The organism is Streptomyces pyxinicus (assembly GCF_024753135.1).
Lineage (GTDB): Bacteria > Actinomycetota > Actinomycetes > Streptomycetales > Streptomycetaceae > Streptomyces > Streptomyces pyxinicus.
In genome coordinates this window covers 238,650-252,736 of record NZ_JANUGP010000009.1, presented here as the reverse complement: position 1 = coordinate 252,736, position 14,087 = coordinate 238,650, and the positions used below count along the sequence as shown (strand labels likewise).

The 14,087-nt window shown below is 74.3% G+C and carries 9 protein-coding genes; 2 read left to right on the top strand and 7 right to left on the bottom strand.

Features of this window, described 5'->3' with window-relative positions; translation table 11 throughout:
• Positions 1–31: 31 nt before the first annotated feature.
• Positions 32–1,303 carry a glycosyltransferase 87 family protein gene (locus NX794_RS15325; protein WP_258779074.1) on the bottom strand — a complete coding sequence of 424 codons (1,272 nt, stop codon included), beginning with the start codon at positions 1,301–1,303 and terminating at the stop codon, positions 32–34.
• 266 nt (positions 1,304–1,569) lie between these two features.
• On the opposite strand from NX794_RS15325, the gene NX794_RS15320 reads away from it, so the two are divergent.
• Entirely contained in the window at positions 1,570–3,783 is a 2,214-nt protein-coding gene (locus tag NX794_RS15320) for a glycosyltransferase family 39 protein (protein WP_428985907.1), read from the top strand.
• Here the strand turns inward: NX794_RS15320 and NX794_RS15315 are convergent.
• The gene (locus NX794_RS15315) at positions 3,731–4,216 is read right to left on the bottom strand and encodes a MarR family winged helix-turn-helix transcriptional regulator (protein ID WP_258779073.1); all 486 of its coding nucleotides are present in this window, start codon (positions 4,214–4,216) and stop codon (positions 3,731–3,733) included. The genes NX794_RS15320 and NX794_RS15315 overlap by 53 nt on opposite strands.
• 123 nt (positions 4,217–4,339) lie before the next feature.
• On the opposite strand from NX794_RS15315, the gene NX794_RS15310 reads away from it, so the two are divergent.
• Complete coding sequence (locus NX794_RS15310; protein WP_258779072.1) at positions 4,340–4,753, top strand: organic hydroperoxide resistance protein; 414 nt, start codon at positions 4,340–4,342, stop codon at positions 4,751–4,753.
• Positions 4,754–4,805: 52 nt separating this feature from the next.
• Here the strand turns inward: NX794_RS15310 and NX794_RS15305 are convergent, their stop codons facing one another.
• From NX794_RS15305 to NX794_RS15285, 5 genes are all read right to left on the bottom strand, one after another.
• Positions 4,806–7,016 (bottom strand): bifunctional glycosyltransferase/CDP-glycerol:glycerophosphate glycerophosphotransferase, encoded by a 2,211-nt coding sequence (locus NX794_RS15305; protein ID WP_258779071.1) that lies wholly within the window; start codon positions 7,014–7,016, stop codon positions 4,806–4,808.
• Between the two features lie 6 nt (positions 7,017–7,022).
• Entirely contained in the window at positions 7,023–9,227 is a 2,205-nt protein-coding gene (locus NX794_RS15300; RefSeq protein ID WP_258779070.1) for a bifunctional glycosyltransferase/CDP-glycerol:glycerophosphate glycerophosphotransferase, read from the bottom strand.
• Between the two features lie 125 nt (positions 9,228–9,352).
• Positions 9,353–11,584 (bottom strand): bifunctional glycosyltransferase/CDP-glycerol:glycerophosphate glycerophosphotransferase, encoded by a 2,232-nt coding sequence (locus tag NX794_RS15295; RefSeq protein WP_258779069.1) that lies wholly within the window; start codon positions 11,582–11,584, stop codon positions 9,353–9,355.
• Between the two features lie 154 nt (positions 11,585–11,738).
• A complete protein-coding gene (locus NX794_RS15290) occupies positions 11,739–12,650 on the bottom strand; it encodes a carbohydrate ABC transporter permease (RefSeq protein WP_258779068.1) in 912 nt (303 codons plus the stop codon).
• Between the two features lie 91 nt (positions 12,651–12,741).
• Positions 12,742–14,085, bottom strand: a complete 1,344-nt coding sequence (locus NX794_RS15285; RefSeq protein WP_258779067.1) for a carbohydrate ABC transporter permease — start codon at positions 14,083–14,085, stop codon at positions 12,742–12,744.
• Positions 14,086–14,087 lie beyond the last annotated feature (2 nt).

Sequence of the window (14,087 nt, the reverse complement as noted above, 5' to 3'; positions counted from 1 at the left end):
CGACTACTTCGGAATGATCGGTAATACCCCGTTAAGAAGCGCTTAGTGCTCTGTCCACTAGACGGCCGGAATCCGGTCGGGGTTGTGCGCTCCGCCCACTTTCCGCCGACGGCGGCCGGCTCGCCCCCCACAGCCGGACGAAGGACAGCACCGCCGCCGCCAGCAGCAGCCCGTCGCGGGCCAGCATCAGCAGGCAGCCGGCCCAGGTGCCGTCGATCACCTCGCGGTAGCACATCGGGTACGCCACCGTGCTCAATGCGGACGCGGCCAGGACCAGGACCGCGACCGGCCGCTGCCGGGTGTGCCGCGAGGTCAGGCAGACGGCGGCCAGCCCCAGCAGCCAGATCAGGTACTGCGGGCTGATGACCCGGCTGGTGACCGTGAACAGCAGCACCGCGCACAGCGCCGCGTCGTACGGCGTCGCCTCGCCCCAGTGCCGGGCCCGCACCCGCCACAGCACCAGCAGCCCGAACGCGGTCGCCGTGAGCGCGAGGGAGACGGTGGCCACGGCGTGCACGTGCGGGCCGACCAGTTCCATCGCGCCGTACTGGTAGCGCACCCGGCCGCCCCAGCCCGCGTGCCGCGCGAGGTTGAGCGCGGTACCGCCCAGCGACTCGATCTGCACCCCGCGCCCGCCCTGCTCGCGCAGGAAGGACAGCGGCCGGTCGAGGAACAGGGCGAGCAGGGCGAACGCGCCGGCTCCCGAGACCGCCGCCCAGCCCCACGCCGTGCGCGTCGCGCGCCCCGGGGGCGTGCCCAGCAGCACCAGCGCCGGCCAGCCCTTCACCAGTGCCCCCAGTGCCCCGAACACGCCGCCCGCGCGCGGGGAACGTTTCAGCGTCAGCAGGCTGAGCACGGCGAGCGCCGTGACCTCGACGTCGTGCCGGGCCAGCGGGAGGTGCAGCAGCAGGGGCAGACCGCCGAGCCACACCCCCGCGCCGAGCAGGCTCCGTCCCGGGCGCGTGCCCGCGCGGACCAGTGCCGCCGCGATCAGCGCGTCCGCGGCCAGCGTCAGCAGCACGAACGCCTCGAAGTACGTCAGCCCCGGCAGCAGACCCGGCGCGAGCAGCACCGCGCCCGCGCCGGGCGGGTACTGCCACAGCGTGTCGTGCGCCGGGAAGGAGCCGTGCGCGAGGACGCCGTACCAGTGGAAGTACAGCCGCCACACCTCGCGGGCGACCGAACCGCCGCCCAGCAGCGGGGAGCCGTCGTGCAGCAGCAGCCACAGCATCGCGGCGCGGGTGGCGAGCCAGACGGCAAAGAGGGTGAGGACCGGGCCGGGGGTGACACGGTGACGGTTCATCAACATGGGAGCGTAAGCGGTGCCGATGGTGTATCCATGCCGATACGCCGTCAAAGCGCGGCAAAGGTTGGCTAATCGCAAAAGATCGGGCCGTGGTGAACGTCGGGCTTCCTGTGAATCACGCGTCGCGCCGGGCGGCCGGGGCGCCGGGCGGTGCCTCCACCGGTGCGACGCCTACCGGTGCAACGACGCGGACGCCGAAAGGTGCGCGGGACCGTGCGCCGGACCGTGCGCCGCGCGGACTTCCGGCGGGTGTCCGCCGTGCGGTGGCCGTCGGCGCACCCGTGCTGGTGATGCTCGCGGCCGGATTCTGGGGGCTCGACCGGGGCGGGATGTGGCGCGACGAGGCCGTCACCTTCCAGGTCGCCCGGCGCGGGGTGCCGGGGATCTGGCGGGTACTGCACGACGTGGACGCGGTGCACGGCCTGTACTACCTGCTCATGCACGCCGTCCTCCTCGTCCACCCCGGCGAGGTGGTGCTGCGGCTGCCGTCGGTGTGCGCGGCGGCGGCGACGGCGGGACTGGTCGCCGCGCTCGGCGCCCGCCTCGTGCGCCCCCGCGTCGGCCTCTGGGCCGGGCTGCTGTACGCGGTCACCCCGCTGGCCGGTCACTACGCCCAGGAGGGCCGCTCCTACGCCCTCGTCGCCGCCGGCGCCACCGGGGCCACGCTGCTGTTCGTCCGGGCCGTCCGGATCGTCCGGCCGGGCTCCTGGTGGGCGTACGGCGCCGTGGTCGCCGTCACCTGCTGGCTGCACGAGTTCGCGGTCCTGCTGCTGCTCGCCCACGCCGTCACGCTGGCGTTCGCCCGGGCCGGGGCGCGGGTGTGGCGAGGCTGGGGGCGGGCGTCCGGCGCGGTCGTGCTGTCGCTCGTCCCGATGGTGCTGGTGTCGCGGGGGCAGTCGGCACAGGTGGCGTGGCTGCGCACGCCCACCTGGGAGACGGCCGAGGGCCTGCTGCGGGCGTTCTTCGGCTCCGTGGACGGCGTGTACTGGGTGTGCCTCGCCCTGGCCGTCGTCGGGCTTGCGGGGCTCGCGGGACGCCGGGGGGAGATCACCTGCGCGGGCGTGGCGCTGCCGCTCGCGGTGGTGCCGCCGGGCGTCCTGATGCTGGCCTCCCAGGTCTCCCCGCTGTACGTCGACCGGTACGTCCTCTACGCCCTCGGCGGGGCACCGCTGCTGGTGGCCTGTGGCGCGGAACGGGTGGCGGGGGTGGTGGGCCGGTTGTGGGCCGACGCCCGGGGGGTACCGGCTGCCGCCGGGGCCCGGGGCCGGCCGCGCGGCGAGGTGTCCCTCGCCGTGACCATCGCCTGTTCGCGCGCCGGGACGCGGCCGGAGGCCTGGTGCCGGTCCGGCGGACGGGGACCCGACCTGTGGGGCCTGCCGGACGCCTGCCCGCGTGGCGACGGCCTGCCGGACGGGTGTCCGTGTGGCGGCGGCCTGCCGGGCGGGTGTCCGTGTGGCGGCGGCCTGCCGGGCGGGTGTCCGTGTGGCGGCGGCCTGCCGGGCGGGTGTCCGTGTGGCGGCGGCCTGCCGGACGCCTGCCCGCGTGGCGGCGGCCTGCCGGGCGGGTGTTCGTGTGGCGACGACCTGCCGGACGGGTGCCGTCGATCCGGCAGCCGTCAGGGAGGCCGGTGGAGGAGGTGGCTGTCCACCGCCCGGCAGGTGCCGACGGAGCGCGCCGGCAGCGCCTCCTCAACGCCGACCGCCCCGGCCCGTCATGTCGACTCCGTCGACTGCCTCGACTCTGTCCACCGCCTCGACTCCGTCGACTGTCTCGACTCGGTCCACCGCCCTGACTCCGTCCGGCGCCTCGACTCCGTCCGGTACCTCAATGGCGGGCCGGCCCCGCGGAGAGGCCGGCCCCGGTCCACGCCGGGCGGTACTCGGCGACGATGGCGCCCGGCCCGTACCGCGCGCCCCGGAGCCGCCCCGTCGGCCGGTACCGCGCGCCGCCGCGCCGGCGTCCTCCTCGGCGTCCTCGCCGTGGCCCTCGTCCCGCTCCTCCAGTGGCCCCTCCTCCAGGCCGACCGCGACCCCGGCCGGCGGCCCGATGACCTCGCCGCCGTCTCCCGGGCGGCCGGGCGGGAGACGGCGCCCGGGGACCCGGTGGTGTTCGTGCCCGGGGCGCTGCGGAACGTGGCGCTCACCTACCCCGGCGCCTTCCGCGGGATGCGGGACATCGCGCTCGGGGAGGGCGCCGCCGCGTCCGGGACGCTGTACGGGCGCGAGGTCGGCACCGGCGAACTGCGGCGCCGGCTGGCCGGGCTGCGGCGGGTGTGGGTGGTCGGGGACCGGGGGCTGCTCGACGGACGGTGGGTCGCCCGGAACCCGCACGAGCGGACCAAGCTCGACGTGCTGGCGGGGGAGTTCCGCGCCGGGCAGGAGACCGTGCGGGACGGCGTCGTCGTACGGCTGTACGTGCGCCGGACTAGCGAGTCTCCCGCGCCGCCTCCTCTGCTGCCGCGTCCAGCGCGCTGGTGAGCCGGTCGAGACGCTCGCGCAGCTCGCCGATCTCCGCCAGGTCGAAGCCCGTCGCCGCGCCGATCCGCCGGGGCACCTCCAGCGCCCGCTCGCGCAGCGCCGCGCCCTGCTCGGTCAGCCGCACCTGCACCGAGCGCTCGTCGCGCGCGCTGCGCTCGCGCCGGACCAGACCGGCCGCCTCCAGCCGCTTGACCAGCGGGGAGAGCGTGCCCGAGTCGAGGCGCAGCTGCTCGCCGAGCGCCTTGACGGGCAGGTCGCCCTGTTCCCACAGCACGAGCATCACCAGGTACTGCGGGTAGGTGAGCCCGAGGTCCTTCAGGACGACGCGGTAGACGCCGTTGAAGGCGCGGGAGGCGGCGTGCAGGGAGAAGCAGATCTGCCGGTCCAGGCGGAGCCAGTCGGCGGCGGAGGCGGCGGTCGGCGAGGCGGTCATGACACCAGGGTAGCCCCTGTCGAGCCATTTAGTTGTGCACAACTAAATTGTGTGCTCTACTCGTACACGCAACGGACCGCACACGGGCCCCTGGCGGCCCACATCGAGAGGGAAGGTCTTTCCATGGACGCGCTCTACACCGCCGTCGCCACCGCCACCCACGGCCGGGACGGCCGCGCCGTCTCCTCCGACGGCCGGATCGACCTCAAGCTGGCCCCGCCGGTGGAGATGGGCGGCAACGGCGAGGGCACCAACCCCGAGCAGCTCTTCGCCGCCGGTTACGCCGCCTGCTTCGGCAGCGCCCTCGGCCTGGTCGGCCGGCAGGCCAAGGTGGACGTCACCGACGCCGCCGTCACCGCCGAGGTCGGCATCGGCAAGCAGGGCGAGGGCTTCGGGCTCAAGGTGACCCTGCGCGTGGAGCTGCCCGAGTCGGTGGACCAGGAGACCGGCCGCAAGCTGGTGGAGACCGCCCACCAGGTCTGCCCGTACTCCAACGCCACCCGCGGCAACATCGAAGTCGACCTCGTCATCGAGTGACCCGACGGCGACACCAGGGGCCGGTCCCGCGGGCGGGGCCGGCCCCTCGTGGTCACGCCGAGGTCAGGGTGTCCCGGCCGGCCGCCGACTGGCCCGGGACGCGGGCGGTGGCCGGGTCCGGCGGGGTCTCGCCCAGCAGCAGGCTCCGCACCACCCGCTCGGCGGCCCCGCCGTCCTCGAACTCGCAGAACCGGTCCCGGAACGCCGTCCGCAGCCGGGCCGACTCCTCGTCCCGCCAGGCGCCGGAGGCGAACAGCCACGCCAACTCCCGGTAGGAGTGGGCGACATGGCCCGGCGGTTCGGCGGTGATGTCGACGTAGGCGCCCCGGCTCGCCCGGAAGGCCGGCCAGTCGTCGGCGTGCAGCACGATCGGCCGGTCCAGGTTGGCGTAGTCGACCATCACGGACGAGTAGTCGGAGACCAGCACGTCCGCCGCGAGCAGCACGTCCTCCAGGTGCGGTTCGTCGGTCGCGTCGACCACGATCCCGCGCCGGGCCAGCTCCGCGAGCCCCATGCCGCGCGCCGGACCGGTCGCCAGCGAGGGGTGCAGCCGGACCACCAGCGTGTGGCCCGCGCCGAGGTCGGCCGCGAACTCCGCCACGTCGAACCGGTCCACGTGCCCGCTGCGCCGGTAGTCCCGGCGGGTCGGCGCGTACAGCACCACGGTGTCGCCCCCGGGGATGCCGTACCGCTCCCGGAAGTCGCTCGGACCGCCGTTCACCAGCACGTCGTTGCGCGGGCTGCCGGTGCGCACCGAGGTGAAGTGGCAGGGGTAGGCCCGCTCGTAGACCAGCTCGGAGTGCCGGTTGGCGACCAGGCTCCAGTCCCAGCGGTCGGCCCGGCGCAGCATCTGCGGCACGTCGAAGCCGAGCCGGGCGCCGGGCTTGTCCAGCAGGTCGGCGCCCAGGTACTTCAGCGGGGTGCCCTGGTGGGTGTGCAGGTGCACGCTGCCGGGCCGCTTGACCAGGGCGCCGGGCCAGTTGACGTCGTTGACGAAGAATTTCGCCCGCGCGGTGACCTCCAGATAGCGCCGGGAGCCCACCACGACGTGTTCCACGCCCTCCGGCAGCCCGGCGGCGGCCTCCGCGTCCCGCACCACCCACACCCCGCGCAGCTGCGGGGCGATCTCGCGGGCCGCGCGGTAGACGGCGGCCGGGTCACCGAGCATGCCCCGGTGCGAGGACGCCGAGTACACCACCAGGTTCTCGTCCAGCGGCCGGCGCGCGTGCAGCGCCGCCCAGCCGCCCCGGGCCCGCCCGGCCGCCGCCCGGCGTGCCAGGACCGCGCGCCGGGCCGCCTCCTGGCCCGCCCGCTCCGTCTGCCGGCGCAGCAGATAGGCCGGCCAGGTGCCCTCCAGCAGGGCCGCCTCGCCGTCCACGGTGGCGCCCTCGGGCTTGTGCGCCCGGAACATCGCGGCCGTCTTCCGGAAGAACTCCGCCCGGTCGCCGGGCGGCAGCCGGTCCGGCTTGGCCAGGATGTCGAGGCAGTGCTCGCCCATCTTGCGGTGCAGGTACGGCCGCCAGACCGCCAGTTCGGGCCGCTCCGCGACGAACGCGAAGACCCGCTCGTACTGGTCGTGGATGTCGAAGTGCTTGCGGCTGGTGGTGGACAGGATGTTGCCCTGCCGGCGCTGCCGGTAGTTCAGGCAGATCCGGTCCAGGGCGGCGATCCGCCCGGCGCTGAGCAGCACCGGGAAGGTCCAGGGGGTGTCCTCGTAGTAGCCGGGCGGGAACGTGAAGCCGCCCCGCGCGACGAACTCCCGCCGGTAGACCTTGTTCCACACCACCATCAGCAGGTCGAGGATCCTCGGGTACCGGGCGGCCGTGAAGGTGCCGGAACCCGCCTCGGTGAGGATGTCGGCGAGCGCGTTGCGCCGGGTGCCGCCCCACCAGTAGGTGCGGGCGTAGTCGAAGACCAGCACGTCCGGGTCCTCGGCCTCCGCCAGCCGGTCGGCCATGGCGCGCAGCGCGCCCGGGGTGAGGGTGTCGTCGCTGTCCAGGAAGAACAGGTAGTCGCCGGTGGCGAGCGGCAGCCCCGCGTTGCGGGCCCGGCCCAGGCCCACGTTCTCCGGCAGGTGCAGCACCCGCACGCGCGGGTCGCGGGCGGCGTACTCGTCCAGGATCGCGCCGCAGCCGTCCGGGGAGCGGTCGTCGACGGCGATCAGCTCGAAGTCGGTGAAGCACTGGTCCAGCACCGAGTCCAGACACTCGCGCAGGAAGCCCTGCACCTTGAAGCAGGGCACGATCAGACTGAAGCGGGGCACGGCGGGTCAGCTCCTGACGAGGGTCGCGGCGGCGGGGGCGGGGACGCGCTCCGCGAGCGGGAGCACGGGCGGCAGCGCCTGCGGCGGCTCGCCGAGCAGCACCCGCCGTACGACGCGCTCGGCGGCGTGGCCGTCGTCGAACTCGCAGAACCGCTCCCGGAACGCGGCCCGCAGCGCCCGCGCCCCGGGGCCCGCGTAGGAGCCGTCGCGGAAGGCGGCGGCCAGTTCCCCGGGGGTGCGGGCGAGCACCCCGGGCGGCGCGGCCGACAGGTCGAAGTAGACGCCCCGGGTTTCCCGGTACACCTCCCAGTCGTCGGCGTACACGACGATCGGCCGGTCCAGGTTGGCGTAGTCGAACATGATCGAGGAGTAGTCCGTGACCAGCGCGTCGGCGGCCAGGCACACGTCCTCCGAGGAGCGGTGTCCGGTCACGTCGATGATCCGGCCGGACCCGCGCGCCGGCGCCCCCCGGTCGTAGAAGTAGTGGGCGCGCAGCAGGACGACGACGTCCTCGCCGGCCGCCGCGCAGAACGCCTCCAGGTCCAGGCCGGGTTCGAAGCCGGTGTGGTGGTCGCGGTGGGTCGGCGCGTACAGCACGGCCGTACTGCCCTCCGGGACGCCCAGCTCGCGCCGGATCCGGGCGACGTCCTCGGCGGTGGCCGTGTAGTAGACGTCGTTGCGCGGATAGCCGTACTCCAGGTGCTCGTAGGAGCCGGGGAAGGCGCGCTCCCACATCTGGGTCGAGTGCCGGTTGGACGACAGGTTGACGTCCCAGCGGTCCACCCGGCCCAGCAGCCTGGTGAAGCTCCCGGACCGCGCGGCCACCACCGGATACGTCGACTGGTCCACGCCCATCGTCTTCAGCGGCGTCCCGTGCTGCGTCTGCACGTGCACGCTGCCCGGCCGCTTGACCACGCCCTCCGCGAAGTTGGCGTTGTTGACGAGGTAGGTGGCGCGGGCCAGCAGCTCCCAGGCCCGGCGCGAGCCGATGACCGCGTACTCGACGTCCTTGGGCATCGCGTGCGCCTGGTCGGCCTCGACCAGGAACACCGAGCGGATGTGCGGGGCCAGTTCGCGGGCCTTGGCGTGGATCGCGGCCGGGTTGCAGGCGTAACCCCGGCCCCAGTAGGCGCAGTACACCGCGAGGTGGGGGTCGAGGGGGCGGCGCAGGTCGCGGGCGTAGCGCAGCCGGGTGCGCAGCATGCGCGGGCGGGGCAGGCTCCCGGCCGAGCGGGCCGCCGCCTGGTTGACGCCCCGCAGCGCGCGGAACGCGGTGTACGCCCCGGTCGCCAGCAGCCGGTGCTGCACGCCCAGACTGCCGCCCGGCGCCCGGTAGCCGCCCGGCCGGTGGCGCCGGTAGAGCCGGCCCGCCCGGCGGAAGAACGCCCGGTGCCCGGCCGGCAGCCGCTCCGGACGGGACGCCGTCTTCAGCACCGCCGTGAACAACTGCTCGAACAGCGGCCCGGTCCGCTCCACCGGCAGCCCGCTCTCCGCCGCCCGCTTCAGCACCAGCTCCACCTGGTCGAGCAGGCCGTGCTGGTGCGGTCCGGGCAGGTTGAGCCGGCTGCCCTGCCGGCGCGCCCGGTGCCGTACGACCGTCCGGCGCAGCACCGCGACCCGCCGCGCGGCCAGCGAGGTCAGGCCCGCCCAGCCGAGGTCGGTGTGGTGGCCGTCGGGGAAGGCGAGGCCGTGCTCGGCGAGGAAGCCGCGCCGGTACACCGCGCTCCAGGACGGCAGCGGCACCCCCGTCAGCACCGGGAACTCGCCCGGCGCGAAGGGACCCTTGGGCGCCTTGGCGAGCAGCGGCGCGGCCGGGTTCGTCGGCTCTCCCTCCCACCACGGGACGCGCTCGTGCTCCACGTACAGCACGTCCACGCCGGCCGTCTCGGTCAGCCGGGCGTCCAGTGCCGCGAGCGCGCCCGGCAGCAGCAGGTCGTCGCCGTCCAGGAACAGCACATAGCCGCCGGTCGCCGCCCGCAGCCCGGTGTTGCGGGCCCCGCTCGGACCGGCGGACGGCGGCGAGTGGACCGGGGTCACCCGGGGGTCCCGCTCCGCGTACCCGGCGGCGACCTCGGCGGCCGGGGCGTCGGGGGCGTCGCAGACCGGGATCAGTTGCAGGTCGCCGAAGGACTGGCCGAGGACCGAGTCCAGCGCCTGCGACAGCCGGCCGGCGACCCCGTGGGACGGGACGATGATGCTGAAGCGGGGCATGTGGTTCTTTCTGTCGTCGTGCGGACGCGGCCGGGCCGCCCCGCCGGACGCCAGGTGGACGGCCGGCTCGGGGTGGGCCGCGTCGAGCCGAGGGGCATGGGAACTCCCGTGGGGATCAACGGTGTTCAGCGGCTCTCGGTGACGGTGGGCGGACCGGAAGGTTGCGGCACGGTGGCCCACGGCGCCCGGGACACGGCCGGCGGCACGGGCTTGCGCTCCGCGAGCGGCACGGCCACGGGCAGCCCCGCCCTCTCGCCCAGCACCACCCGCCGTACGACCCGCTCGGCGGCGCGTCCGTCGTCGTACGGGCAGAACCGCTCCCGGAACTCCGCGCGCAGCCGGGCCGAGCGGGCGTCGCACCACCGGCCGGAGACGAGGACGTCGATCAGCTCGTCCTCGCTGTCCGCGACCGTGCCCGGCGGGCAGGCCCGCAGGTCGACATAGGTGCCCCGGACCGCCTCGACCACCGCCAGCTCCCCGGTGTGCAGCACGACCGGGCGGTCCAGGTCGGCGTGGTCGACCATCAGGGACGAGCGGTCGGTGAGCAGCACGTCCGAGGCCAGGCACAGTTCGGCCGGGCTCGGGTGGCCGCCGACGTCGATGATCCCGGGGCCCGTGCCGAGCGGGCCGCCGTGCGCGGGGTGGGGGCGGGCCAGGAGCACGAAGCGCGGGCCGAGGCGGCGGGCGATCCGCTCCAGGTCGAACGGCGGGTGCTGGGTGCGCCGGTGGTCCCGGCGGGCCGGCGCGTACAGGACGGCGACCGCGCCCGCCGGGACGCCGAGCGCGGCGCGCAGCCGGGTCACGTCCGCCTCGGTCGCCCGGTGCAGGACGTCGGTGCGCGGGGCGCCGTACTCCAGGGTGGTGTAGCGGCCGGGCAGGACCCGCTCCCAGGTGAGGGTGGCGTGCCGGTTGCCGGACAACAGGTAGTCCCAGCGGTCGACCTCCCGCAGCAGTTCCCCGAAGTCGGTGTCCCGGGCCGCCGCCGGGCGCTCCAGCAGGTCCAGGCCGGTGTGGAGGAGCGGGGTGCCGCGCCGGGTCTGCACGTAGACCTGCCCGCGCCGCTTGCGCACGGCCGGCCCGAACTCGCCGTCGTTGACCAGGTACCGGGCGCGGGCCAGCGCCGACCAGGACGCGGCCGTGCCCGGGCGCAGCACGCGCGGGCCCGCCGGTACGGCGCCCTCCTGACCCGGTCGGGCGAGCCACGCGGTGCGCACGTGCGGGGCGTGCGCCCGGAACGCCTCCTCCAGCGCGCCCGGGTCACCGGGCCCGTGGGAGGCGGCGAACACGGCGAGGTCGGCGCGCAGCGGCAGCCGTGACTGGAGCGCGTAGTGCAGCCGCAGCGCCCCGGACCGCAGGGCGCGCACCGGTCGTCCCGCTGTCCGCCGGACGCGCCGGCGCAGCGCCGAGGCCAGCCGGAGCGACCGGAGGGTGCGGTGCAGGCCGAGGCGGACCAGTGTCTGCCGGGGCCCGAACCGGACGCCCGGCACCCGGTGGCGGCGGCCGAGGGCGCGGGCCCGGCGCAGGAAGTCGCCGTGACTGCCGCGCGGCAGCCGGCCCGGTTGGGTGAACACCACGGCGAGGTGGTCGATCATGCGGCGGTACAACTCCGGTCGCCAGCACTCCAGTTCCGGGTGCTCGGCCACGTACGCGAACACCCGCTCGTACTGCTCGAACAGGTCGAAGTGCCGGCGGCTGGTGGAGCCGAGGATGCTGCCCTGGCGGCGCTGCCGGTAGTGCACGCACACCCGGTCAAGGGTCGCGACCGACTCGGCGGCCATCAGCACCGGGAACGTCCAGGGCGTGTCCTCGTAGTAGCCCGGCGGGAAGGTGAAGCCGTGCCGGGCCACGAAGTCGCGGCGGCAGGCCTTGTTCCAGGCCACCATCAGCACCCGCAGCAGCCCCGGCCGGTCGGCCAGCCGGAACGGCGCCGGACCCTCCTCGGCGAGCTGCCCGGCGAGCTGGTTGCGGACCGTGCGTCCGTCCCAGTGGGTGCGGGCGTAGTCGTAGACCAGGACGTCCGGGTCGCCGGTCGCCTCGATCCGGTCGGCGATCGCGTGCAGTGCGCCCGGGGTGAGCGTGTCGTCGCTGTCCAGGAAGACCAGGTAGTCGCCGCGCGCCTCGGCGATGCCCGCGTTCCGGGCGCCGCCCAGGCCCACGTTCTCCACCAGGTGCACCGGCCGCACCCGGGGGTCCCGGGCCGCGTACTCGTCGATGATCGCGCCGCACGCGTCGGGGGAGCGGTCGTCCACGGCGATCAGTTCGAGGTCGGGGTACGACTGCGAGAGCACCGAGTCCAGGCACTCGGACAGATACGCCTGGACCTGGTACGCGGGGACGATGACACTGAACCTGGGCACGGCACATCCATGGGTCGGCGCGGGCGTTCTGCCCGGCAACGGCCGATGGAGTGACTTGGTTACGGCTCGTACGTCATGTGGGGGAATTCCGGTGAACGCCGGGAGGCGGGCCGTTGACGACCCGCCTCCCATGCCAAACCGGTTGCCGTAAGGGCTACTTGACCGCGCCTGCCATCACGCCGGACACGAACTGCCGCTGGAACGCGAAGAACACCGCCAGCGGGATCACCATGGAGAGGAACGCGCCCGGTGCCAGCACGTCGATGTTGTTGCCGAACTGCCGCACCTGCGTCTGGAGGGCGACCGTGATCGGCTGGGTGCCCGACTTGGTGAACACCAGCGCGACCAGCATGTCGTTCCACACCCACAGGAACTGGAAGATGCCGAGGCTCGCGATCGCCGGACCGCCGAGCGGCATCACCACCCGGGCGAACAGCCGCAGTTCACCGGCGCCGTCCAGGCGGGCCGCCTCCAGCAGTTCGCGCGGGATCTCCGCGAAGAAGTTGCGCAGCAGGAACACCGCGAACGGCAGCCCGAAGCCGGTGTGGAACAGGATGACGCCGAGGATCGACCCGAACAGGCCGATCTTGCCGAACAGTTCGGCGATCGGGATCAGCGCCACCTGCACCGGCACCACCAGCAGGCTCACCACGCCCAGGAACCACCAGTCCCGGCCCGGGAACTCCATCCACGCGAACGCGTAGCCCGCGAGGGCGCCGATCACCACGACCAGCACGGTCGCCGGGACCGTGATCAGCACGGTGTTGAGCAGGGAGTGGGTGATGTCGCCGTTCTCCAGCAGCTTCTGGTAACTGTCCACGGTCAGCTGGGACGGCTTGGTGAGCGCCGTCCACCAGCCGCTCGCGCTCATGTCCTCGGGCGCGCGCAGCGAGGAGATCAGCAGACCGATGGTCGGCACCAGCCAGAACAGGCCGACCAGGATCAGGAACACCCGCACCAGACCGCCGCCCAGCCGCCCGGCGATCCGCGCCCCGAGCGACTCCCGGGCCCGGGCCGTGGTACCGGGGGACGACACCTTGCCGACACGCGAAGCGGTCGCCGTCATCGCCGCACCTCCCGCCGCAACCTGCGGATGTTGCTGTGCCTTCCCGGGGGGCGACCCCCGGGCCCCCAGCCGCCCTGAAGCGCTCGCGACTTCATCGCCGCACCTCCCGCCGCAACCTGCGGATGTTGAACAGCATCACCGGGATCACCAGCAGCAGCAGAAGGACCGCGATGGCGCTGGCGATGCCGGGACGGCCCTCGGCGAAGCCCTTGCGGTACAGCTCCAGGGCGAGCACGTTGGCGTCGTCCTGGGAGGAGCCGGGGGCGATGATGTAGACGAGGTCGAACACCTTCAGCACGTTGATCATCAGCGTGACGGTGACCACCGCGAGGACCGGCGCCAGCAGCGGCACGGTGACCTTGCGGAACACCTGCCACTCGGAGGCGCCGTCCACCCGCGCGGCCTCCAGCAGCTCCCGGGGCACGCCCGCGAGACCGGCCGCGATCAGCACCATCGCGAAGCCCGCCCACATCCACACGTACGCCCCGATCACCGCCGGGGTCACCAGCGTGGGCCCGAGCCACTCGACCCCGTTGTACGGCTCCCGGAAGTTGGCCGCCGGAAGGCGCAGCCGGGCCCCGTCGGCGGACGCGGGCAGGGTGAACGTGCCGTCGCCGGCCGCCTCGGTGGAGGCGACCACCTTGCCGTTCTTCACCGCCTCGATCCGCATCCCGGCGTACCCCACCTCGGACGGGTCGGGCGCGCCCAGCTTCCCGACGCCCTTGCCCCGGGTGAAGTCCTGCCAGGTGCTGCCGGTGACCTTGCCCGGCTCCGCCTTCGCGGCGACGGCCTTCCTCACCCCGTCCGGCAGCTGATCGGGGGCGACCCCGACCAGTGGCAGCGTCACCGGTTGCCCGGTGTGCACGGCCGCCTTGGTGACGAAGCCGCCGCCCTCCGCGACCAGCGGCGACTGCCTGCCCGGGTGGGCCTTCGGGAACGCCGAGGACTGCGCGAACGTGTCGTGCACCCCGACCCACACCGCGTTCGCCGCGCCCTTGTCCGGATCCTGGTCGTACACCAGCCGGAAGATGATCCCGGCGGCCAGCATCGAGATCGCCATCGGCATGAAGACGACCAGCTTGAACGCCGTTCCCCAGCGCACCCGTTCGGTCAGCACCGCGAAGACCAGCCCGAGCGCGGTGGAGACGGTGGGCGCGAACACCACCCAGATGACGTTGTTCTTCAGGGCGGTGCGGATGCTGTCGTCCGTGAAGAGCGCCTTGTAGTTGTCCGCCCCGGCGAATCCGTCGCCGGAGGAGTCGAAGAAGCTGCGGACGAGGGAGTACCCGATCGGGTAGACCACGAGCGCGCCGAGCAGCACCAGGGCGGGCAGCAGGAACAGCGCTGCCACGGCCTTGCGGGTGCCGGTCACGCTCTTGCGACCGCGGGGCGCGGCCGGGCCCGGTGGGGCTCCGGCCGCCGCTGCCGACGCCATCG